Here is a 23,988-nt window from a genome sequence, read left to right as displayed (position 1 = left end):
ACGTGTTGCTCCTTTGTAGAGGATTGGGAACAAGTATTGGTCTCTCCTCTACAATAGGAGCTTTTTTTGTGTTTGTAAACTCGAAATTACAATATATTCCATTCGTGCAAGGCTACTGGGACAGACCCCCCATTTATTTCCAAAAGGCGCGGCTCACATTGGCCGCGCCTTATGCTGCTGTATCCAAACCGCCATGCCGGGCTGGATGCTTTACTTCTTTTTAGCAATCACTTCCACTTCTACAAGTGCGCCTTTAGGCATGCGTGAGACTTCTACGGCGCTTCTTGCCGGGTAAGGCTCCTCGAAATAAGAAGCATAGATCTCATTAACCGTGACAAAGTCATCCATATTTTGCATAAAGATCATTGCTTTCACGACATCTTTCATCTCACAGTCTGCTGCTGCCAAAACCGCTTTTACATTTTTCATTACTTGGTGGGCCTGCTTTTCAAGCCCCTCTGCCATTTCTCCATTTGCCGGATCCAGTCCTATCTGGCCGGAAGTGTAGACGACCTCTCCTGTGCGGACAGCTTGTGAATACGGTCCAATCGCTGATGGCGCTTCGTTTGTTTGAATTGGCTGCTTACTCATTTAAATCATCCTTTCGTTATTTTTGCTGAATGCTGACACTTAATTTTTTCAAAAGATTAGTTTCATACTCATGCCAGAGGTGACCTTCTTCCACTGAACTTCTCTGAAATGACAGGGTGTGACCGGGCATGAGCTGGGCCACTTTCCATAAATCGTGCGTAATAATTGTTCCTATTTTAGGATACCCGCCTGTCGTCTGGCGGTCAGCCATCAAAATGATGGGGGCTCCGTCTGCAGGAACCTGAATAGAGCCGAACGCCACAGCCTCTGAAAGAATCTCTGCTTCCTGCTTATGAGCGATTTGCTGCCCCTGGAGCCGGTACCCCATCCTGTCAGACTGCGGGGTAACTTTAAATGAATGAGTATAAAAAGTCTGAAGAGCCTCTTTAGTAAAATAACTCTCCTGTTCGTCAGGGATGATCCTCACCATATGGTGCGACTGGTAATAAGGACGCAGGCTTTCCGACAGCAGTTTCCCTTTACGTTTTGAAAGCTCAGTGTCAGGTAAAGTCCTGCCAGGGAGTTCGTCTCCCGTTTCAAGCGGCTGCCCTTTTAAGCCTCCCAGTTCTGCTTTCGTGTAAGTGGCCCGGCTATGGAGTACTTTTTGTGTCTGAATCCCTCCGGCTATGGCAAGGTAAGCTCTCACTCCGTGTTTCGGTTTTCCGAATTGAAGCTCCTGACCTTTCTTTACATAGAGGCTTCCCCAAACAGGCACTTTTCTCCCGTCTACAGTGGGCGACAGATTTGCGCCGGTAATAGCGATGACACAGTTTTCCAGAAACCTTACACTCGGCCCCACCATCGTGATTTCAATTGCAGCCTCGTCAGGCGCGTTACCTGCAAGCAGGTTTGCTATACGGAAAGCAAATGGATCCATCGGGCCTGAAGGGACGACCCCGTATTGCTGCATGCCATAACGTCCAGTATCCTGGATGGTTGTATGTAATCCCGGTTCCTCTATTTTTATTAGCGGACTCATGAGCGAGCCACTGCTTTCACAGATACGCCATGGTCGTTTAAAACCTTCCGAAGCTTGTCAACAAATCGAAGAGCCTGTAATCCGTCTCCATGGACACATACCGTATCTGCTTTAATCGGCAGCTCCGTACCCTCTGCCGCTGTAACCATCCCTTCAGTAACCATGCGGATCACCCGGTCTGCCGCTTTTTCCGGGTCGTGTATCACCGCACCAGCCTCAGACCTCGGAGTTAAAGAACCATCAGGCTGATAAGTGCGGTCGGCAAACACTTCTTCCGCCACATGAAGATTCCGTTTCCTTCCGGCCCTGACCAGCTCACTTCCAGCAAGCCCGTACAGAATAAGTGACTGGTCAATATCATAGACAGCCTCCGCAATGGCTTCAGCAGTGATGGGATCTTTAGCAGCCATGTTAAAAAGGGCACCATGGGGTTTTACATGGTTAACTCTTTCATTGTAAATAGCAGCGAACCCTTTTAAACTGCTGACTTGATAGATGACCATATTATAGACATCCTCAGGCGTCACTTCCATGATCCGCCGCCCGAATCCGGCAAGGTCCGGCAGTCCCGGATGAGCACCAATTGCAGCCCCCTTGTCTTTAGCAAGTTTGACCGTTCTGTTCATGACATTATGATCCCCTGCATGGTAACCGCAGGCTATATTGGCTGAAGTGATGAAATCAAGTACTTCTTCATCCTGGCCAATTTTATAAAGGCCGAAACTTTCGCCAAGGTCGCTGTTTAAATCGACGGTGATTTTAGCCATAAGTTCCCTCCTTTATTCTTCTTTCGATTCGATAGATGGCCTGTAAATTCCTTTTTCACATTCATGAAAAATATCTTCATATTCCTGTTCATTGACAGATTTAAATGAAATGAGATCTCCTGCTTTTATTAGGACAGGTTCCTCTTTCCCTGCATCGAAAAGCCTTACCGGGGTATGCCCGATAATTTGCCAGCCGCCGGGAGAATCGACAGAATACACCCCAGTCTGCGGCCCGGCAATGCCTACTGAGCCTGAAGGCACTTTCTTCCGGGGCGTTTTCCGCCTTGGAGTAGCCAGGGTCTCATCCAATTCCCCCAAATAAGGAAAACCTGGGGCAAACCCCATCATATATACCCGGTAAGTGGCTCGTGTATGCCTTTTAATAACTTCTTCTGTTTCCAGGCTGTTCCAGCGGGCGACTTCCTCCAAGTCAGGCCCTTTATTTCCCCCATAGTACACGGGAAGGATGAGGTGCCTTTTTTGAGAAAAATCATTTTCTAATGGCTGTCCGGCTTTTGCTGCGTTTTTGAGTTGATGGAGCATTTTATTGTAAGCCGGAACTTTTAAAGGGTCATAATAAACTGTCAGCGTCACATACCCGGGAACCATTTCAGAAATATACGGCAATTCCGAATGATTGAGCCGGAAATAGGCTGCCTGCACACTGTCGTTCGCCTTTTCTGTCAAACGGTTTCCAAACGTCAGCCGTACCGCCCGGTCGCCGAGAGGGGAAATTAAAGGATACAAACGGAATCCTCCTCACCTGTATTGTGTGGTTACATTATAACAAACGTCCCTGCCCGTAAAAAAATATTGGCCACTTTTAATAGAAAACACCCGCCGAGTAAAGGCGGGTGTCCATTTATACTTTTCTCATTTTAATTTCACTTACTAAATGGTGAGCGCCTTTTCGTAAGATCAGATCGGCACGGTGGCGGGTCGGCAGAATATTTTCATGAAGATTCGTCCGGTTAATCCGCTCCCAGATTCCTTTAGCTGTTTCATAAGCTTCCTGATCATTTAAATCCGCATATTTCCTGAAATAGGACGCCGGATTTCTAAAGGCGGTTTCCCTTAAAGTCTTAAACCGTTCAACATACCAGTGCAGGATATTCTCTTCTTCAGCATCAACGAAAATAGAGAAATCAAAATAGTCGGATACGTATACCTGATCCCCGAAATCCTCACTGGTTTTTTTAGGCGGCTGCAAGACATTAATTCCTTCAATAATAACAATATCAGGCTGATTTACCACCTGTTTTTCTTCAGGAACGATATCATACGTCAGATGCGAGTAAACAGGTGCTTCCACTGTTGATTTACCTGACTTCAGTTCTGTTAAAAAAGTCAGTAAAGCATGGACATCATAGCTCTCAGGAAACCCTTTTTTGTTCATGATCCCCCGTCTTTCAAGTTCAGCATTCGGATATAAGAAACCGTCCGTGGTGACCAGATCTACCTTCGGATGGTGGTCAAACCTCGAGAGAAGCGTGTGAAGGACACGGGCGATCGTACTCTTACCCACAGCTACACTTCCTGCAATCCCAATTATATAAGGAACTTTCCGTTCCTGTTTTTGTAAAAATACGTACCGGCTCCTGTACAGCTCCTGGGAAGCAATGGCGTGAAGATTAATCAGACGCGTTAAGGGTAAATAAATATCAGCTATTTCCTGCATATTTAAGACGTCATTGACACCTTTTAAACGCTCAATTTCTTCTGCAGTCACTTCCATTGGATAAGACTGGCGAAGTTCAGCCCACTCATCCCTGTTAAATGTCATAAATGGCGTTAAGTTCTCCATAGTTCCCATCTTCATCGGTGCACCTCGTTCAAACCGTGTGACTTACTTTCAAGTCGGCAAATTTAAAATCATTCTGCCGCTTATTTTAACACGTTTTTTATATCTTCGTCTTTACTTGTGCAAAGCACTGCTGAAATCGCTTTCTTGATTATAACACGTTTTACAGCATATTCGGCTAAAAAAACAAAAAGTTACTGTATGATTGTAGAAATAATACAAATTTTTAGAAATATAAGTTTATATTCTGCAAATCAATGGAATAAGGGATTTTTAAAAGGGAGTATGTTCCAGCTTTCACTGTTTGTAAAGAAAGGCATGCATATCCTCTTTCCTCTTTGAAAGAATAAAATAAATGTGTAAAGGAGGAAAACAATGAATCATATATGGGCTGTTTTAATTAAATTTGCCGCACTGTTAGCGGTTTTATGGATTGTTTTAAATGGAATATGGAACGTTCTTACAGTTGGACAGATTCTCATTTTAAGTTTAGTGCTCACCGTGTCATATGCGGGAGACCTGTATATTATGCCAAAGTTAAAAAACACCATTGCCTCTGCGACAGATGGGGCGGGGGTTTTCCTGATCGTATGGCTTTTAGGTATATGGATGGCCGGGAACAGCACAGAACTGGTCCTTGGCTCTGCCATCACTGGTATTGCCGTAGGCGTGTTTGAATATTTTTATCACATTTACCTTATTAAACACAGACTGCCAGAGGCAGCCGTTCAATAAACAGCATCATTTAATACACTTATAGGGCGTCCTGAAAATCCAATGACAACAGATAAGGCCCGCTCAACAGACAGCACGAAGATGTGAGCGGACCTTTTACTGTGGATATCACCCGCTCACTATGCGGAAGCTCTCCAGCGGCTCATAAATTAGATATAAGGCCCACTCACAAGGCAGCACGCCAAGTGAGTGGGCCTTATAATGTAGTGCCGCTCAGCCAGAGCCTTTCCATAAGGCACCGTTCCTTCCATCCTCCATTAATAAGGAAGCAACAATTAGTGTTCTAAAATCCGAATCATTGTCCGGCCATGTTCAGCAATGATATGCGCCCTGCCTCCTACAGGAAAGGTAATCATCGGGGAGGTATGGCCGAAATCTGCTTCAGTTATGACCGGTACCCCGCGCAGTTCTTTTTTTGATTCAATAATCTGTTTAAGCAAATGGCTGGTCATCTGTGAGGCTCTTTGGAACTTACCAATGACCAGGCCTCTGATCTCTTCCCCGCCCGTCTGGTGGAGAAGAGACTGGAGGTCACGGTCGAATGTTTCCGGTCTGGAAGCTTCATCGTCTTCAAGAAATAATACTGCTTGTCTGATACTCGGCATGAAAGGTGTCCCCTGGAGTAAATTCAATGTGCACAAGTTGCCTCCGATCAGAGTCCCTTCTGCAGTTCCTTCCCGTATAACTTCACGCCCTCTGTTTGTTATAAAATCCCGGTCTGCCTGGTCGATATACCATTTGTCATCACTCCAATGGCCAGAAGGAATAACTGAATATCCGCCTTCTTCAAACAGGCATTTAACCATATAATCAATTGTATAATCATTTCCCTTCTTCATTCCAAACGTGGAAAAATGCGGCCCTGAATAAGTGACCAGACCGGTTTTTTTATAAATAGCAGCAGACAAGGCGGTAATATCCGAATAACCGCAGAGTATTTTTGGATTGGATTGAACTAAACCGTAATCGATATCGGTTAATAACTGATTGGCGTTATGCCCGCCGAGTGTTGTGAAAATTCCTTTCACTTCCGGGTCAAGGAAGGCTTCGTGTAAATCTTCAATACGGGACGCGACAGAAGAGGAAGAAAAATCATCTGTTTCACGGGCGTTCTTTGAAATCGTGACTTTTAATCCAAGTGCATTGAGGCGGCTGACTGCCGTTTGTTCCACCTCATCACTGACAACGGACAAACTGACAGACGGTGAAATAACTCTCACTTCATCGCCTCTCTTTAACTTTGGTGGAATCATAGGCAATCCTCCAGCGGGATCATTTAGTTATTTTGGCGGAAGCCGGACAGCTCCGTCGAGACGGATTGTTTCGCCGTTCAGCATTGAATTGGAAAGAATCGACTTGACGAGGAGGGCATATTCATCAGGCGCCCCGACTCTGTCAGGAAAAAGCGGCTGGCTTTCCAAGTATTCGCGTGCCTTTTTTGGCAGAGACTTAAGCATTGGCGTATAAAACAGGCCTGGGGCAATACTCATCACCCTTATGCCGTAATCCGCCAGCTCTCTTGCAAGAGGAAGTGTCATAGAGACTACACCGCCTTTAGAGGCGCTGTATGCTGCCTGGCCTGCCTGGCCTTCATAGGCTGCAATAGAGGCGGTATTAATAATAACTCCCTTCTCCCCTTCCTCATTTGGTTCATTATCTTTCATAATTTCAGCAGCTAGCCTGGTTAAGTTAAAACTTCCAATCAAGTTGACCTGCATCACTTCAGAGAATACATCAAGGCTGTGGAGCCCCTCTTTTTTTATTACCTTTTCTGAATGGCCAATCCCCGCTGTATTAATCATGCCGTGAATGTCTCCGTAACGGTCAAGCCCGCGTTCGAGGCTTTTTCTCACCTGGTATTCTGAGGTGATATCGGCTTTTTCAAACCAGACTCTGGACCCTATATCTTCCTGGACTGACCTGCCTTTTAATTCATTTTGATCAAGAATTAATACGAGCGCCCCATAATGGACGAGCATTTTCACCGTGGCTTCACCCAGTCCTGAAGCGCCCCCTGCTACCACAAACGTTGATCCTTTAATATCCATTGTCCATTCCCTCCTTTTTCATATCCTTTTTACAGTCCGGCTTATCGACAATTTATTTACCTAATTAACATTATTTTGTGCGAAGGACCTTAAATCCTTCTTTTTAAAACCTATTTCAGTATTATTTTTTATGACAGAGTTAAAGGAATAGTTTAACCGTCCGGCGCAAACACTAACACTTAACTGATTATACGATGAAAGCAGGGATATATAATGAAAGATGTTTACTCTTCTCGCTTGCCTGATGATCCCCATTCTTACTGGATTGATTCCACTTCATTTGACAAGCCCCGCCCGCTGACTGAAAGCACTGAAACTGAGGTGGTTGTAGCCGGCGGCGGAATTACAGGGATAACAGCTGCCTGGCTTCTTGCCAAAGAAGGCCTGGATGTCATTTTAGTAGATGCAGATAAAGTGCTGCACGGGACGACCGGACACACCACAGCTAAAGTGACCTCCCAGCACGGGTTGTTTTACCATGAACTAATTCAGCATACCGATGAAAACCACGCCCGGCTTTACTATGAAGGCCATGAAAAGGCGAAAAACTTTATTGAAAAAATTGTCACAGATTATCAGATACCTTGTGAGTGGGAAAAACAAGATGCTGTTCTTTATGCTTCATCAAAAAAATCCGCTCATCAGCTTCAGCAGGAAAGAGAAGCTTACGATAAGCTGGGAATTCCTTATGACGTTCTCGACAGCCTTCCTTTTAATGTGCCGATTGAGTCTGCTCTCGCAATGAATAACCAGGCTCAGTTTCATCCTTTACATTATTTGGCCTTTTTATTGCAGGATTTTAAAAAAATGGGCGGAAAAGTGTATGAAGACACAGTGGTCACCGGGCTTGTGGAAGGAGATACTCCGATTGTGGAAACACGGGAAGGCCCTTATATCTCCTGCCGTTATGTTTTATCATGCACCCACTTCCCTTTTTATGAAGCTGACAACTATTTCTTCGCTAGAATGTATGCGGAGCGGGCGTATATCGTCGCTATGAAAGGTAAAAAAGTCAATGGCATGTATTTAAGCGTTGATAATCCTTCAAGGTCAGTCCGGTCAGTTAAAATTAACGGAGAGGATCATCTTCTTATTGCCGGTGACGGGCACAAGACCGGCCAGGGAGAACCGACGATGAATCATTACCTTAATCTGGAAACATTCGCCGAAGATGTTTTCGGGGCGAAGGAATTTCCTTACCGCTGGTCCGCACAGGATCTTTACACGATCGATAAAATACCGTATATCGGTCTATTAACTGCCCATTGGCCAAACACGTTTGTAGCGACCGGGTTTAAAAAATGGGGCATGACGAGCGGGACATTGGCCGCACTTATGTTAAGAGACTATGTGACAGGCCGCGAGACCGAAGAAATGACCGTATTCGATCCAAACCGTTTCTTAGCCGACCCAAGCATTAAAACATTTTTGAAGCAAAACCTGGATGTGGCTAAGCATTTCTTCGTTGATAAGGTCAAACCAGTGGAGAAAAAAATTGATGAAGTAAAAGCTGGAGAAGGCGCTATCGTTCTCGCAGAAGGCAGACGGTCAGGTGCGTACAGAGATGAAAATGGAAAACTGTTTATCGTTGACTCGACTTGCACCCATCTGGGCTGTGAAGTAGAGTGGAATAACGGCGACCGCACCTGGGACTGCCCTTGTCATGGCTCACGTTTCAACTACGACGGATCAGTGGCAGAAGGCCCTGCGGAAAAACCGCTCGACCGAATTGAATAAAAGGGGTCAGACCCCCCTTTTTTTTCCAGCTAAACCTTTTAAGCTATGAATCTGTAAATGAGGTGAAAAAAATGAAAGAGCAAATTTTAAAGACTATTGAGGAACTTAAGGAGACGTTTTATGATATTAGCCAGTATATAGGGAATAATCCTGAATTGGGAAATGAAGAGTTTAAAGCCTGCGAGGTTTTAACGGATAAGTTAAAGGAGCACGGATTTTCTGTAACGACAGGGGTTGTCGGTCAGCCGACAGCATTCGAGGCGGTATATGACTCTGGTAAACCTGGACCGCACGTTGGCTTTATGGCTGAGTATGATGCGCTGCCTGATCTGGGGCACGCGTGCGGCCATAACCTGATTGGCACTCAAGGAATCGCCGCAGCTATTGGCCTTGCCGGCGTTTCCCAAGAAACCGGCGGTAAAGTTTATGTGTATGGAACACCTGCTGAAGAAACGAAAGGCGCCAAAGTTACGATGGCTGAGGAAGGCTATTTTGACCACCTCGATGCAGCAGTGATGGCTCACCCTTCTGCACGCTTTGTTAAAAGCGGAACATCCCTTGCTATGGATGCGGTACAGTTTGCTTTTTACGGAAAAAGTGCCCACGCGGCTGCAGCGCCTGAACAGGGAATCAATGCACTCGATGCCGTTATCCAGACCTTTAACAGTGTGAATGCCCTGCGCGAGCATGTGACAGCTGATGTTAGGATGCATGGCATTATCCCTGAAGGCGGACAGGCCGCTAACATTGTGCCTGACTACGCGGTTGCCCAGTTTTATGTGAGGGCAAACGAACGGAACACGTGCGATCCTGTGACGGAAAAAGTGATTAACTGTGCCAGGGGTGCAGCTCTCTCCACAGGCGCCCGCCTTGAAGTTTCCAATTATGAATACTCCTATGATGATATGAAAACAAACGATGTTCTTTCTGATATTTTTACAAAGCAGCTCATGGAACTGGGGGTTCCTAAAGAGGAAATCTACGATCATGAAGGCGGGACAGGCTCCCTCGATATGGGAAATGTAAGCCACCGGTGCCCTGCGATCCATCCGTATATTCAAATTTCTTCTGGTCCTATAAGTGCGCATACGCATGAATTCAGAGAAGCAGCCTTAAGTACAGAAGGGTTCAAAGGAATGATTACAGGGGCTAAGGCTCTCGCTTTAACAGGATACGAAATCTTGTCTAATGAAGCTGTACGCAAAAAAATAGCGGAGGAATTCAAGCGATCGTTCGGAAATGATTGATGCGGCGGTTCTCACGTATTAAGCAGGCCATCTCACCTCTTGAAGTTTGCAAGGCTGTTAAAGACTCTTTAACTCTTTGGCTCAGTAACCTGAAAAAACAGGGAGGCAGTTTTTATGAAAACGCTCGGATTGATCGGCGGATTAAGCTGGGAATCTACGGCGGACTATTACCGTCTTATAAACACCATTATCCAAAAAAGACTTGGCGGGCTCCACTCGGCTAAATGCTTAATGTACTCATTTGATTTTCAGGAGATTGCTGTCCTTCAGCATGAAGGAAAATGGAAGCAGGCGGCAGAGGCGATGATTGATGCCGCCGTAAAGCTGGAAACAGCCGGTGCCGATGCTATCGTTATATGTTCAAACACTATGCACAAAGCAGCTGACGACATGGAACAGCACCTTTCAGTTCCTCTGCTGCACATTGGAGATGCGGCGGCTGCCAGTATGAAAGAACAGGGTATATCTACGGCAGTTTTACTTGGCACGGCGTTTACAATGGAACAGAATTTTTACAAAAAAAGGCTGGAACATAGCGGGCTAACAGTGGTAACCCCAATTGCTGAAGAACGGAATATCATTCACTCAGTCATTTTTGACGAATTATGCCGCGGAATTATTAAAGAAGAGTCGAAAGAGCGGATTTTATCTATCATCAAAGGTGTAAATACAGCAGGAGCAGCAGGGATTATTCTGGGCTGTACCGAACTCCCTATGCTGATTAAACCGGAAGATCTGGACATACCCGTGTTTGATACGACACAGCTTCATTCAAAATTGGCTGCAGACTTTCTGCTGAATAACATTTAAAATAGCCTCGACACGTTTAACTTCTCCCCACTTTCGGGAATACCTTCACTGTGATTGAAATGAATCCTTTTGAAGGAGGAATTAATAATGAGTAAAAAAGTTTTAATGGTTTTAACAAGTCATTCAACGATAAATGATCAGGCGACCGGGTTATGGCTTGAAGAATATGCTGCCCCATATGCGACATTTATAAAAAACGGGTTTGACGTGACGGTAACAAGCATTAGAGGCGGCCAGGTGCCGCTCGATCCGAACAGTCTTCCTGAAGAAGAAAAATTGGAATGGCAGGAAGCCCAGGCGCTCTTGAGCAATACGAAGCAGCTGTCTGAAGACCATATTTCCGGTTTCGATGCCGTATTCATCCCTGGAGGGCATGGGACAGTTTTTGACTTCCCTGATAACCAAATGTTAAAGCGTGCTTTACAGGAACATGCAGAAGACGGGTCAATTATTGCTTCGGTCTGTCACGGTCCAAGTGCCTTTCTTGAGGTGACTTATAAGAACGGAACGCCGCTTGTGAAAGGCAAGAAACTAACCGCCTTTACAGATGAGGAAGAACGTGAAATGCAGCTTGACGGCGCCGTACCTTTCTTGCTTGAGACTGAACTGAAAAAAATCGGCGGTGAGTTTGTGCGCGGTGAAAAATGGACCGATTATTCAATTCGGGACGGCCATTTAATTACCGGTCAAAATCCGATGTCCAGCCAAAGTACTGCAGATAAAGTCGTTGAAGCTTTAAAAGAATAGGATGGCTTAACATCACAGACCGGCCCGGTAAAGAGGGCCGGTTTTTTTGTTCACAACCATGGAAATAGCTGGGGGTCAGACCCCCCAGCTATTTCCAAATCCGCCGCATTAAAAACCCCGGCGGGACGTCTTGTTGACGTGCCGCCGGGGTTCGGCTGTTTCTCTTATAGCTTGAAGGAGCTTTTCAATTCAACAATGCGGTTGAATACTAGTTTATCGGCAGTTGTTTCTTTAGGGTCCACATTAAAATAGCCGTGGCGGAAAAATTGGTATTTGTCATGCGCTTTTGCTTCTTCCATGTTCGGCTCAACGTACCCGTGAGCCACTTCCAGCGAATCAGGATTCACGAAATCCAGGAAATCGTCTCCGCTCTTTTCATCGTCGATCAGAGAGTTATAAAGCCGGAATTCAGCTTCTTTCGCATGTGTTGCTTCTACCCAGTGAAGGGTCCCTTTAACTTTACGGCCAGTAAAACCTGTGCCGCTCTTCGTTTCAGGATCATATGTGCAGTGAAGCTCCACTACGTTCCCTTCGTCGTCCTTTATCACTTCGTTACACTTAATAAAATAAGCATGCTTAAGGCGCACTTCGTTGCCCGGGAACAGCCGGAAATATTTCTTAGGAGGGTTCTCCATAAAATCGCTCTGTTCAATATAGATTTCACGGGAAAAAGGAATTTTCCGAGTGCCCATTTCCGGATTTTCAGGATTGATATCCGCATCGAGCCATTCCACTTCCCCTTCCGGATAGTTGGTAATGACTACTTTGAGCGGCCGGAGTACGGACATAGTGCGGGGTGAGGTCAGCTTTAAATCTTCCCGGACAAAGTGTTCAAGCATCCGGACATCGACTAAATTATCAGCTTTAGAGACACCGATCTCCCGGCAGAATGTTTTAATTGATTCCGGAGTAAATCCGCGGCGGCGCAGACCCGAAATCGTCGGCATTCTCGGGTCATCCCACCCGTCTACATAATTCTCATCTACAAGTTGCTTCAGCTTCCGCTTACTCATGACTGTGTTCGTTAAATTTAAGCGGGCGAATTCAATTTGTTTTGGTTCAGCATCGATCTCACAATTTTCTACTACCCATTCATAAAGCGGACGCTGGTCCTCAAACTCAAGTGTACAAATCGAATGGGTCACCCCTTCAATCGCATCTTCCAGCGGATGTGCAAAGGAATACATAGGGTAAATACACCATTTGTCTCCTGTGTTGTGATGAGGGGTGTGGGAAATACGGTAGATGACAGGATCTCTTAAATTAATATTCGGAGAGGCCATATCAATTTTCGCCCGGAGGACTTTTTCCCCGTTGGCAAATTCACCGTTTCTCATTTTTTCAAAAAGCTCAAGGTTGTCTTCTGCACTTCGGCTTCTTGATTTGCTTTCTTTACCAGGCTCTGTCAGTGTGCCCCTGTACTCGCGGATTTCTTCCTGAGAAAGGTCTTCGACATAAGCCAGTCCTTTTTTAATTAAAATAACGGCCTGGTTATACATCTCATCAAAGTAGTTGGATGCATAACGGAGTCCTTCCCATTCATAACCGAGCCACTCAATATCTTCTTTAATCGCGTCGACATACTCCTGGTCTTCTTTCAAAGGGTTAGTGTCATCAAAACGAAGATTAGTTTCACCGTTAAACTCATCAGCCAGTTCAAAGTTCAAAACAATTGATTTAGCGTGGCCGATATGCAGATAGCCGTTAGGCTCCGGCGGGAACCGGGTCACTATATGGTCGTACGTCCCTTCCGCTAAATCTTCCTTAACAATATGTTTAATAAAATTAGATGAATTGTTCGGGTTTTCACTCATATATAAGTCACCTTTCTACCTGCAAATTTCTACTAATATTCGTTATATCATAAATAGGTACGGATATCTATCCATGCCGCCAGTTTTAAGAATATAATTGATAATTTATTTCCGGCCGGATTCCACTTAAAGAAACGGGTTAGCCAGATAATTTAGTCACCTGATCATTCTCCCCCCTCCTCAAATAATACCAACAACCCAACAAACAACTAAATCCTGCATTAAAACCGTGACTTTTGTACTTATATTAGAGATGTAATATTTTAATACTAAAAAATATTGATTACTTTTGAACTACATGGTAAATTTTATTATGTTCAGTGTGTAACATATTGGCAAACCGGCTGAAAAGCAGGGACCCAAAGCTTCAGGTCTACTACTTATAAAGCTAAGATTGCTAGCTGCCAAAAACAAACAAGTCACTCAGCTTTTCCTAGTTGTTTTTACAGCATTTCCAGTTTTACCGGCAGAAATGCTTTTATTTTTCAGAGGACTGGCATACCAGAGCCTCAAATTAAGAAAGCAGGGAGATTCATATGAAAACGATAGAAGATGTACAAAAGCTTTTTCCGAGTGAAGATGGAAACGCCGGGGACCGGGAGGCGTTCGTTCAGATGCTTGCCGCTCTTGTAGAAAATATGGACAGCTTAAAGTCCCCCGATCAGGCGACCCTAAAAGGAGACAATTCCAGGCCCGGTAACTTTTACAGGAACCTGACCGGGACGTCTGCCGTTCCTCAAAAACCCGGCAGCGTCAATGACCTCATAGGCAGTTTAACAAAACTTATGGAAGGCCATCCTTATCATTCCCGTTATTTTCTTACTAATGTACTGCCCATGGCGAGCATTCCCGGCATTATCGGACAATTCACCGCTTCTCTTCTCAACGGAAACAATTTGTGGGACGTTTACGGACCTGCAGGGGCGGAAGCTGAAACAAAAGTGATAGCAATGATGTCCCGTATTGCCGGTTATGATCCTCTCTCGAGCTGGGGATATACGACATGGGGAGGCCAGGGGGCGGTGTTTACAGGGCTTAGACTCGCCATCGCAAAACATTCGCCCGAAGCACTCGAAGAAGGCGTGCCAGGCAACCTTTACGTTTTTTCTTCAGAGCAGGCTCATTACAGCCTGTTAAAGTCCGCTGAAGCGACAGGCATAGGCAGGAAACGGGTCATTAAAATAAAGACGAAACAAGATCATTCTATGGACGAAGCGGATCTGGAAACAAAGATGGAAGAAGTCATTGCTAATGGCGGTATCCCCGTTTATATCGTCGCTACTACAGGGACGACTGATAATTTTGGCATAGACAATATCGAAACAATTAAATCAGCTGCAAACAGGGTCTCGCAACACTTCTCTCTTCCCTCCCCGCATATTCATGCGGACTCAGCCCTTGGCGGCTTTTACGCTTTCTTTAACGACTATGATTTCTCAGAAAACCCGCTGAATTTTGATGAAGATACTGCGGACGGCCTCCTTCAGATAGCATCCCGGATGAAGCATCTGCATTTAGCCGACAGCCTGTGCTTTGATTTTCAAAAGCTCGGACAGACCCCCTATGTGACCAGTCTGTTTCTCGTCAAAAATAAACAGGATCTGTCTCTGATAGATTTAGATGCGGCAGAATCTCCTTACGTAGGCGACCGGGGATACGGGGACTACCATACGAGTTACACGCTTGAATGCTCACGAATGGCGAGTTCCATCTCCATTTTAGCCGCCCTGGAATTATTCGGAAAAGAAGGCTACCAGGTGCTTCTCGCTAACTATGTGACAGTTAATTTAAGATTTAGAAAGGCTTTAACAGACTCCTTCCCGGCCATATCTGTCACTAATCCCAATAACCCCGGCCCTGTCACCGCTTTTCGCCTGTACAGTCCGGAGCACAACTGGGAAAAGGAACTGGCCGGGTGTATGACAAAAGACGAAATTACGGCGACTAACCTGCGGAATGAAGCGCTGTTTGAGTATTTCGGAAGGCACCGGTCGCACATCTTCCTCGGGGACACTAAAAAATTCGATTTAGTTCCGTGCAGGGACAGCGTTGATCTGATGCCTGTTTATGTGACCAAACTGTTTACCATTTCGCCTTACACTAAAACAGAACATATTCCTGCAATTATTGATTTTATCGCTCAGGCTGCAGAAGCAACCACTAATAATAAAACCGAGGTGACCGTCCCATGTTAAAACGCACACCATCATTGTTTAAAAAAATTCTGCTGGGTATTATGCTGCCCATGCTGACTTTTGCCCTGCTATTCAGTGGGATCATTTACTTTTTTTCCGGTTATTTGATTGATGAATATGTCATTCCAAGTTTTGAAGAAACACTGTCAGCCCATATGGACATGTTTACTGACGACGTTGACAGTGATTTGATTTCGGCCGCGCACAGCGGTGATTCAGCAGCGTTAACAGAGCTGCAGGCCCAGTTGAACGCCTATAAAGACTATGCAGGGGTGGAGAACGCCTATATCCTGGGGCAGGACGGCTCTGACGAATATATTATCTCTTTAAGTGATTACGAGGAAACGATGGAAAGTTACCCGTTTTCACCCGAAATGCATGCAGCAATGGAAGGTACACCTTCCATGAGTGAGATTTATGAAGACGAGTTCGGTACATTTAAATCCTTTTTTACGCCAGTCAGCGGAACAGATGCGATTTACGGGATCGATGAAGACGCCTCTTTCATAAACCAGGCTTATACCATTATTCTGATTATATCTTTGCTGCTCGGTGCAGGTATGATTGCCGCATCAATGATCATTTCGTTATTTATCACACGAAAAATCAGTAAGCCGGTATCAGCTCTTACGGTTCATGCTGAAAGAGTGGCTAAAGGCGATTTAAGCGTGGAAGATATTAAAACAGAATCTAAAGACGAACTCGGCCAGCTCGCCCACCACTTTAATCAGATGGTAACTGACCTTCGCGGGATGATTCAGCAGGTCGACGACCAGGCCACCCAGGTCGCTTCCACCTCCGAAGAACTGTCAGCCAGCTCGGAAGAAACGAGTGTCTCTGTCAATCAGGTGACCGAAACTATTCAGATGATTGCTTCTTCATCCAATGACCAGCAAAGCCGGATGGAAGCATTAAATGAAACGTCTCAGGCATTATCGGAAGAAATGAACGCGGTCACTTCAGAAGCGGTTTCCACAGCGGATATTAGTGAAAAAACTTCCAGGGCAGCGAAAGAAGGCGTGTCATCCATTGAAAAAGCGCTTAGCCAGATGACACAGATAAATGATCATGTGAGCCAGTCCGCAGATGTCGTTACGAAGCTTCAGGAAGATTCACGGGCGATTGGGGAAATTGTTACCATTATTACGAGTATTGCCGACCAGACAAACCTGCTTGCTCTTAATGCATCCATTGAAGCGGCACGGGCAGGAGAAAATGGGAAAGGCTTCGCCGTTGTCGCTGATGAAGTCAGAAAACTTGCCGAAGAATCGGGCGATGCAGCCAACCAGATTAAACAGAAAATTGAACAAGTCCAGGAGCAGGCGGTCACTTCAGTGGAAGTTATGACGAAAGGTTATCAAGCTGTTAAGGAAGGATCATCAGCCGTTAATGAAGCCAGCCACTCATTTGCTCTGATTGAGCAGTCGGCTGAAGAATCATCGGTGAAAGTTCACGGCATTCAGGAAGCAATTAAGCGTATGGACGCGGCCCTCTCTGAGAATGTTGAGACCATTGCCGAATTGGCCGGATTAGCCAACAATGTGTCCGGAAATATTCAGAGCGTCTCAGCTACAAGTGAAGAACAGACAGCCATAATGCAGGAAATTGCCAGTGCTTCTGACTCCTTGTCAAAAATGGCTGAGCACCTCCAGAAATCCATTCAGCGATTTGAAATGTAGAAGCTGCCGCCGGCTGGGAGACAAAAATAAAGGGATGGCCCCCGTGTGGGTCATTCCTTTTAATCATATAATAACTCAGCTGGTCTGCCGGTTTACTTTCATCTATGGCTCTTCGACAAGCCTCTGGGAGCCTTTGCCTTCGTTCACCTTGGAAAAATTAAACTCTTTCTATAAACAGCACTTTTAAATAATTTCCTTCAGGATAAGCGGGGTGTACCCGGTAATCTTCCGGAAGCGAAAACGTGTCTGTTATTTTATACTTCTCGCCCATTTCCTTGAACGCTTTGTCGACGAAGCTCCTGAATTTCTTAGGACTGACTCCGGAGTGGTTTGTAGACGCCACAATGACCCCGTTTTCTTCTGTAATTGCAATGGCTTCCTGCAAAAGATTGACATAGTCTTTTGCAGCACTGAAAGTGAACTTTTTCGACCGGGCGAAGCTGGGTGGATCCAGAATAACCATTCCGAACCGGTCCCCTCTCCTTTCAGCCCTTTTAAAATATTTAAACACATCTTCCACTATGATGTCATGAGCTTCGTAATCAAGGCCGTTCAGGCTGAACTGTTCGATTGTTTTAGGCAGACTCCGGTTAGCCAGGTCCACACTCGTTGTTTTTTGAGCTCCTCCCAGAGAAGCAAAAACAGAAAAAGCGCCCGTGTAAGAGAAAGTATTAAGCACCGTCCGGCCTTCAGCGTATCGGTCATGTATCGCTTTTCGGACGTCGCGCTGATCCATAAACACACCGACCATTGCTCCTTCATTCAGATACACCGCTACATTGACGCCGTTCTCCTGAACGATCAGTGGAAATTCTCCCCGTTCCCCGGTAACAAAATCATCGTCTTCTACGTATTTGCCATCAGTGGCGAACCGTTTTTTCTCATAGATTCCCCTGCAATCAGTATGCTTCAGTAAGGCATCAACGACTTCGGATTTAAAACGGTAAATGCCTTCGCTGTACCAGTTGATCAGATAAAAGCCGTCAAAATAATCGATCGTCAAGCCGCCGATTCCGTCTCCTTCACCGTTAAAAAGCCGGAAGGCAGTAGTGTACGGGTCTTCAAAGAAGGAACGGCGCTGCCCGGCAGCTTTAATGATTTTCCTGTCGAACAGCTGCTGGCCAATCGTGTCGTTCTGACTGTTTGTAAGAATCCAGCCGGCCCCTTTATTTTGGCGGCCGTAATACCCTTTGCCTATATACGTGCCCTTTTCATCCACCACATTCAGGCACTGGCCTTCTTCGGTCAGCACCTGAGGGTTAGCAATCGCTTCCTTCATCAGTAACGGATAGCCTGATTGATATTTATTTGAAAATCCCATTTTTATTTTTACAGTCGTTTCCATCGTTCGAGCCTCCATTCATTCACGTCTATCATACAGAATTTTTAACGTAAATGGAATGGCAGAGCGGCTCAGCTGGTAATCCTCTCAGGATGGGTATACACATTAAAGCGGCCATTCCGGATAAACCCGGCAGTCGTTATACCCAGGTCATCTGCCAGTTCAATAGCGAGAGTTGTGGGGGCCGATTTTGATAAGACGATTCCCACACCGATTTTAGACACTTTCAGTAAGACTTCGGATGACAGCCTGCCGCTGAAAACGATTATTTTATTTTTCAGCGAAAGACGGTGCTTTAAACAATGCCCGTATATCTTATCGAGTCCGTTATGGCGGCCGATATCTGACCGGGTGAGCACCAGCTCTTCAGGGGAACAGAGAGCCACGTTATGCAGCCCGCCTGTCTGCTGAAAATCCGTTGAAGCCGCCTGCATAGTTTCCATCAGATTAAAACATTGAGAAGCTGTTACGGTCGTACGGCTGACCACCGTCTTAGCTGTCTTCACATCATTCTGGAAATAGAACTGCCTGCTTTTGCCGCAGCAGGAGCCAATATATCTTTTGGATACAGCTTTCTCATTCAGCTGGTTTGTATGATGAAGCTGCACGTACACAAACCCCTTTTCCTCAATAACTGACAAGGATTTAATATCGTCCATCGTTCGGATCATTCCTTCCGAGGCTAAAAAACCGACAGCCAGTTCTTCTACGTAAGAAGGTGTACAGAGAAGGGTCGCAAATTCTTCCCCATTAACTAGGATGGTCAGCGGAGATTCTGCGGCGATTACGTCTTCCTTTTCGGAGAACTGGTTTTTCTCGTAGGAAATAATCGGCCGTTTTTTCATAATGTTATGTGCTTCTTTGTTGTATTTGGATAATTCTTCGCGGCGTATCATATTATCCTATCTCCGTTTCCAATTCCTCAATGCGCTTCTCGACATATTTAGTATCTTTATGGGCATGGTACGTTTCTGCTTTTTCAACAACAACAGCTGTGTTGTACTCCGGGATACCGGCGTACTTCTCATAAACGCCTTTAGGGATCAGGACGTTGCCTTCAGGCCAGTAAACCTGGATGTTCCCTCTTCGTGTATTCGCAAACCGGACCCTTCCGTGGAAGGTGCCGAACTGGTTATAAACCACCACAGCCTCTCCTTCTTTTAATGAAAGCTGATTCGCATCCTCTTTATGAAGGAGGACATCGTAGCGGTCTGCAGAATTGTTCGGATCCGTCGCTGAATATACCATCGAATTAAACTGCTTTCCGCGCCTTGTAGTCACATAAAAATGGCCTTCAGGTTTACGAAGTTCCGGCAGTTCGATAGGGAGTAAGTTTCCTTTCCCGTCAGGTGTCGGGCACTCCCCGTCTTCGCACAGCCAGGCCCCGCCCCACTGGAATACATCTCCTTTTCCCTTCAAGTGCTGTATCCCGTCATAAACTGGATGAGCTTCAGCAATTTCATTTCTTATAGCCTGGGCATCAGGAAAGTCTATGAGATGGGCCTGCTCCGGTTTCACCCTTTTGGCCACCTCTGTGTAAATCTCCCATTCCGGGCGCGCCTCTTCCATTCTCGGTCCTTTAATCTCCGGTGAAAAATAGACCATTCGTTCAGTCGAGGTGGAGGTGCCTCCACCAGGCTGTTCATAGCGGGTCATTGCCGGGAGAACGATTACTTCTTCTTTAGCGTCTACGAGAGTGGAAGTATTCAGGATAATATCCTGGTGAACCCTTAAATCAACACTTTCAAGACACTTTTTAACAAAATCCGGGTCGGGCATCGTTTCAAGGAAGTTGCCTCCTGATGTGTAGAACGCCCGGAGTTTTCTGGGATGATTTTCAGGCAGCACGGCATTTTCCAGTGAAACTCCGACAATATCACCCTGCCAGTCTGGAATTTTAAAGCCCCATGTCTTTTCAATCCTCTTCCTCGTTTTAGATGAGTCAAAATCTCCCCCTGGAAGGGAAAACGGATCGGCTCCCATTTCACCTGATCCCTGGACGCCGGAGTGTCCGCGTATCGGCATAACCCCGCACTTTTCCCGGCCGATGAAGCCTTTAAGCATCGCAAGATTCGCTACCTGTGATATATTGTCGGTTCCAAACCGGTGCTGGGTCAGTCCCATCGACCACACAAATACTCCGCTTTCTGAACCGGCAAGCAGTTCTGCAAACTCTCTCATTCTCCCTTTGGTCAGGCCGGAGGAAGTTTCAAGCGACAGCCAGTCTTGCGCTTCTACGTGCTTTTTCAATTCAGAAAAACCGTGAGTGTGCTCGTTAATAAAATTCCTGTTAATCGCTGATCCCGGATGTTCCTTTTCCATTTCAAACCAATGTTTCATGACGCCGTTCATAAACGCAATATCGCCGCCAATATTTACCTGATATACATCATCAGCAAGCTTCGTGCCGAACAGCGCGCTGTCAGGAACAGACGGGATCCAGTAGTTAGCCATCGAAGGCTCCCAATAGGGGTTTATGACGATGATCTTTGTGCCTTTCCGCTTTGCCGCATACATATACTTTGTAGAAACAGGCTGATTGTTTGAGGCGACAGATCCCCAGAATACAAGTACATCCGTGCCAAGCCAGTCCTGATAGTTGCAGCTTGACGCCCCTATTCCCAGCGAACGCTTCAAAGCCGTTTTACTCGGCGAATGGCAAATCCGCGACGCATTGTCTATATGGTTCGTACCAAGGAACCGTGCAGCTTTTCCTGCGGCATAATACGATTCATTGGTAATACCTCTCGCGGTTAAAAAGAATGCCAGCTGTTTAGGGTCCACAGTCTTCAATTTCCCTGCAATTCTATCGAGCGCCTCATCCCAGGAAATACGGGAAAATTTTGATTCCCCGGGTTTTCTGGAAAGAGGGTACGGAATCCGGCCAAGCTGCCTCAATTCTGAACTCGATCTTTTCCTGAGCTCAGAAATATCCTGATGCAGTATACTTTTATCGATGGCAGGCATCGTATTTAATCTGAGGACATTCAGCCTTGTCGTACATATATGCGGACCGGCAAGTGTCTGATCTTTCAGGCCAGCTACGCCGAGCGCGCAGCCGTCACACACTCCCTGCGTCAAAATACGTGTGGCATACGGCAAATTATCTTTATTCTCCCAGACGACTTTCGCCGTATCCCGGATATGTTTAGGCTTCACTTTCCCCAGTCCAAATGGAACCATACTCACCCAGTGTTTCGGATCCGGCATCTTAGGAAGTTTCACCGGTCCCTGGTGTTTTGTCTTACCCATCACGCTCACCCTTTCTCTGCATCTAAGAAAACGCTTACAATTTATTTTATTAATTGGCACTGTTAAAGAAGAGTGCTGGTGTACCGTATGACACTCACAATTTACATACGAAGTCTCTGCCGTTTTCAACCGGCTTCTTTAACGGTTCAGCCCCAATTGCTTTAACAGTTTTGTTAAAAAGAGATGGCTAATTATTAACGATATTGCCACCATACCTATGATGTTAATTATATCATCTTAAACTGGAAATTTCTTAAATTAATACTTTTACTTTTTACACTAAACTATGCTAAAGTATAGGTTTGAGCGGAGTTCGCAACCATCCTCCGCTATAAAAAAGAAAACTAGGAGATGATGATATGAAAGGATTGTTAAGTCGTGCAGCCCGCAAAACTGCAGGCTATTTATGGTTGAACTTTAGAATACATTTTGCGGCGCGCCCGTATTGGAACCGGGGTGTCTGCGTTGAATAAGCAAGATAAACTGCTCCTTCTTACCGGAATATTTTTCACAGCCCTGTTTGTCTCAAACGTCATTTCGGTGAAGCTGTTTGCTCTCGGCAGCATCGTTATAACGGCCGGTATTCTGACTTATCCGCTCACGTTCCTGATTACTGACTCCATTTCAGAAGTCTATGGAAAGCGTACGGCAAAAAAAGTTGTTTTAATCGGGTTATTTACGAATTTACTGATGCTCGTATTTTTCTTTGGAGCCATCAATCTGCCGGCTGCGGGCTTCTGGGATATGCAGGCTGAATTTGAGATGATATTAGGCGCTGTCCCGCGCATGGTTGCTGCTTCTCTTATAGCCTACTTTATTTCACAGCTGTTTGACGTCCATCTGTTTCATAAACTGAAACAGCTCACGAACGGCCGGCATTTATGGCTGCGGAACAACGGAAGTACGTTGAGCAGCCAGCTTCTCGACTCGGTTATCTTTATAACCATTGCTTTTGCCGGAACCATGCCTGTTGGTGCTTTACTCACAATGATTGTCACCCAGTATTTTGTCAAGCTTGTCATCGCCATCGGCGATACACCTTTAATCTATTTAACTGTGAAATGGCTGAAAAAAGACGATAATGAAGCCGTTCAAAAGGAGGAAGTCTCTTATGTCTCATAAGCATAGCCGTGAGGAAGAAGTTCACTTATTAGGAAACACTAATGTTGAATATAAAATGGATTATGACCCGTCAATTCTGGAAGCCTTTGAAAACAGACACACTCACAGGGATTACTTCGTCAAGTTTAACTGCCCTGAATTTACAAGCCTGTGCCCAAAAACCGGCCAGCCGGATTTTGCTACTATTTATATCAGCTATATTCCTGACAAAAAAATGGTCGAAAGCAAGTCGCTGAAACTGTATTTATTCAGCTTCAGAAACCATGGGGATTTCCATGAAGACTGCATGAACACCATCCTGGATGACCTTGTCAAATTAATGGACCCACGATATATAGAAGTTTGGGGCAAATTCACCCCGCGGGGCGGCATCTCAATAGATCCGTATGTGAATTACGGAAAGCCCGGCACAAAATGGGAAAACTTCGCTGAAAATCGTCTTTTACAGCACGATTTATACCCTGAAAACATAAATCACAGATAATTTACTATTTTAAGGTTTTATAGCCTGGAGCAGAAAAGATTACAGCGGGGAGCCGGGGCAAGCCGACTGCCAGCAGAACCACGGGACTTGCAGGCCGCTGGCAGGTTGACCTGCCGCTGGACCCGGCTTGCGTTTGCCCCGGCTTAAAAGTATAAGTAACTTTAGTCCTCTCTTCCGTAGGTTGAGAGGACTTTTTAGTTTGGGGAGGGATAGTGCGCGCAGTATCACCCAGGCAGCACCCACGTGTCAGTCAATCGTGTAGCACACACTTACCTGTTACTCGCGTAGCACCCGCGTATCACACACCCCAACGCTGCTCTTCCTTTCGCCTTGTTCCTTGCGTTTTCTCCCTGGGCCGTTTGTAGCACCCACTTACCTGTTACTCGCGTAGCACCCGCGTATCACCCACCCTGACGCTGCTCTTCCTTACGCCTTTTTTCTCGCGTTTCCTCCCTGGGCCGTTTGTAGCACCCACCTACCTGTTACTCGTGTAGCACCCGCGTATCACCCACCCCAAAGCTGCTCTTCCTTACGCCTTTTTTCTCGCGTTTCCTCCCTGGGCCGTTTGCAGCACCCACTTACCTGTTACTCGAGTATCACCCACGTAGCACCCACCCTGACGCTGCTCTTCCTTACGC

At 45.8% G+C, this 23,988-nt stretch carries 20 protein-coding genes and 1 riboswitch; of the genes, 9 read left to right on the top strand and 11 right to left on the bottom strand.

Going from position 1 to position 23,988, the window contains the following annotated elements:
* Positions 1-210: 210 nt before the first annotated feature.
* From K8O68_RS09380 to coaA, 5 genes are all read right to left on the bottom strand, one after another.
* Positions 211-591: a RidA family protein gene (locus K8O68_RS09380; protein ID WP_230896636.1), complete on the bottom strand. Its 381-nt coding sequence runs from the start codon at positions 589-591 to the stop codon at positions 211-213.
* A 16-nt stretch (positions 592-607) separates the two neighbouring features.
* On the bottom strand, positions 608-1,570 hold the full coding sequence (locus K8O68_RS09375; protein WP_230896635.1) for a 5-oxoprolinase subunit C family protein: 963 nt from the start codon (positions 1,568-1,570) through the stop codon (positions 608-610).
* Positions 1,567-2,337: a LamB/YcsF family protein gene (locus K8O68_RS09370; RefSeq protein WP_230896634.1), complete on the bottom strand. Its 771-nt coding sequence runs from the start codon at positions 2,335-2,337 to the stop codon at positions 1,567-1,569. The genes K8O68_RS09375 and K8O68_RS09370 overlap by 4 nt, the downstream gene beginning before the upstream one ends.
* A 12-nt stretch (positions 2,338-2,349) precedes the next feature.
* Entirely contained in the window at positions 2,350-3,084 is a 735-nt protein-coding gene (gene pxpB, locus K8O68_RS09365; RefSeq protein WP_230896633.1) for a 5-oxoprolinase subunit PxpB, read from the bottom strand.
* Between the two features lie 115 nt (positions 3,085-3,199).
* The gene (gene coaA, locus K8O68_RS09360) at positions 3,200-4,156 is read right to left on the bottom strand and encodes a type I pantothenate kinase (protein WP_370640511.1); all 957 of its coding nucleotides are present in this window, start codon (positions 4,154-4,156) and stop codon (positions 3,200-3,202) included.
* 357 nt (positions 4,157-4,513) lie between these two features.
* Between coaA and K8O68_RS09355 the strand changes: the two genes are divergently transcribed.
* Complete coding sequence (locus K8O68_RS09355) at positions 4,514-4,873, top strand: DUF2512 family protein (RefSeq protein ID WP_230896632.1); 360 nt, start codon at positions 4,514-4,516, stop codon at positions 4,871-4,873.
* 275 nt (positions 4,874-5,148) lie between these two features.
* Here the strand turns inward: K8O68_RS09355 and K8O68_RS09350 are convergent, their stop codons facing one another.
* Both K8O68_RS09350 and K8O68_RS09345 read right to left on the bottom strand, forming a co-directional pair.
* Entirely contained in the window at positions 5,149-6,126 is a 978-nt protein-coding gene (locus tag K8O68_RS09350; RefSeq protein ID WP_230896631.1) for a S66 family peptidase, read from the bottom strand.
* A gap of 27 nt (positions 6,127-6,153) precedes the next feature.
* Entirely contained in the window at positions 6,154-6,921 is a 768-nt protein-coding gene (locus tag K8O68_RS09345) for an SDR family NAD(P)-dependent oxidoreductase (protein ID WP_230896630.1), read from the bottom strand.
* Between the two features lie 213 nt (positions 6,922-7,134).
* Between K8O68_RS09345 and K8O68_RS09340 the strand changes: the two genes are divergently transcribed.
* The 4 genes from K8O68_RS09340 (at position 7,135) to K8O68_RS09325 (ending at position 11,462) form a co-directional block, all read left to right on the top strand.
* Positions 7,135-8,658 (top strand): FAD-dependent oxidoreductase, encoded by a 1,524-nt coding sequence (locus K8O68_RS09340; protein ID WP_230896629.1) that lies wholly within the window; start codon positions 7,135-7,137, stop codon positions 8,656-8,658.
* Between the two features lie 71 nt (positions 8,659-8,729).
* A complete protein-coding gene (locus K8O68_RS09335) occupies positions 8,730-9,905 on the top strand; it encodes a M20 family metallopeptidase (protein WP_230896628.1) in 1,176 nt (391 codons plus the stop codon).
* 114 nt (positions 9,906-10,019) lie between these two features.
* Positions 10,020-10,715 carry an aspartate/glutamate racemase family protein gene (locus tag K8O68_RS09330; RefSeq protein ID WP_230896627.1) on the top strand — a complete coding sequence of 232 codons (696 nt, stop codon included), beginning with the start codon at positions 10,020-10,022 and terminating at the stop codon, positions 10,713-10,715.
* Positions 10,716-10,802: 87 nt separating this feature from the next.
* A complete protein-coding gene (locus K8O68_RS09325) occupies positions 10,803-11,462 on the top strand; it encodes a type 1 glutamine amidotransferase domain-containing protein (protein WP_230896626.1) in 660 nt (219 codons plus the stop codon).
* Between the two features lie 164 nt (positions 11,463-11,626).
* Here K8O68_RS09325 and K8O68_RS09320 read toward each other — a convergent pair whose 3' ends face one another.
* Positions 11,627-13,276 carry a glutamine--tRNA ligase/YqeY domain fusion protein gene (locus K8O68_RS09320; RefSeq protein ID WP_230896625.1) on the bottom strand — a complete coding sequence of 550 codons (1,650 nt, stop codon included), beginning with the start codon at positions 13,274-13,276 and terminating at the stop codon, positions 11,627-11,629.
* A 324-nt stretch (positions 13,277-13,600) separates the two neighbouring features.
* Positions 13,601-13,685: riboswitch (cyclic di-GMP riboswitch) on the top strand.
* A 127-nt stretch (positions 13,686-13,812) separates the two neighbouring features.
* Here K8O68_RS09320 and K8O68_RS09315 point away from each other — a divergent pair.
* Complete coding sequence (locus K8O68_RS09315; RefSeq protein ID WP_230896624.1) at positions 13,813-15,471, top strand: pyridoxal phosphate-dependent decarboxylase family protein; 1,659 nt, start codon at positions 13,813-13,815, stop codon at positions 15,469-15,471.
* Positions 15,465-17,150, top strand: coding sequence for a methyl-accepting chemotaxis protein (locus tag K8O68_RS09310; RefSeq protein WP_230896623.1), 1,686 nt, complete (start codon positions 15,465-15,467; stop codon positions 17,148-17,150). Before K8O68_RS09315 ends, K8O68_RS09310 begins: the two co-directional genes overlap by 7 nt.
* A 157-nt stretch (positions 17,151-17,307) precedes the next feature.
* Here K8O68_RS09310 and K8O68_RS09305 read toward each other — a convergent pair whose 3' ends face one another.
* From K8O68_RS09305 to K8O68_RS09295, 3 genes are all read right to left on the bottom strand, one after another.
* Entirely contained in the window at positions 17,308-18,495 is a 1,188-nt protein-coding gene (locus tag K8O68_RS09305) for a class I SAM-dependent rRNA methyltransferase (RefSeq protein WP_230896622.1), read from the bottom strand.
* 68 nt (positions 18,496-18,563) lie between these two features.
* Positions 18,564-19,388 (bottom strand): formate dehydrogenase accessory sulfurtransferase FdhD, encoded by an 825-nt coding sequence (gene fdhD / locus K8O68_RS09300; protein ID WP_230896621.1) that lies wholly within the window; start codon positions 19,386-19,388, stop codon positions 18,564-18,566.
* Position 19,389: 1 nt separating this feature from the next.
* Positions 19,390-21,744: an FdhF/YdeP family oxidoreductase gene (locus K8O68_RS09295; RefSeq protein ID WP_230896620.1), complete on the bottom strand. Its 2,355-nt coding sequence runs from the start codon at positions 21,742-21,744 to the stop codon at positions 19,390-19,392.
* 465 nt (positions 21,745-22,209) lie between these two features.
* On the opposite strand from K8O68_RS09295, the gene K8O68_RS09290 reads away from it, so the two are divergent.
* Positions 22,210-22,866: a queuosine precursor transporter gene (locus K8O68_RS09290; protein WP_218142002.1), complete on the top strand. Its 657-nt coding sequence runs from the start codon at positions 22,210-22,212 to the stop codon at positions 22,864-22,866.
* Positions 22,856-23,350, top strand: a complete 495-nt coding sequence (gene queF / locus K8O68_RS09285; RefSeq protein ID WP_370640510.1) for a preQ(1) synthase — start codon at positions 22,856-22,858, stop codon at positions 23,348-23,350. The genes K8O68_RS09290 and queF overlap by 11 nt, the downstream gene beginning before the upstream one ends.
* Positions 23,351-23,988 lie beyond the last annotated feature (638 nt).

It is taken from the genome of Salipaludibacillus sp. CUR1 (genome assembly GCF_021028955.1).
Lineage (GTDB): Bacteria > Bacillota > Bacilli > Bacillales > Salisediminibacteriaceae > Salipaludibacillus.
This window is presented reverse-complemented; position numbering and strand designations above follow the sequence as displayed.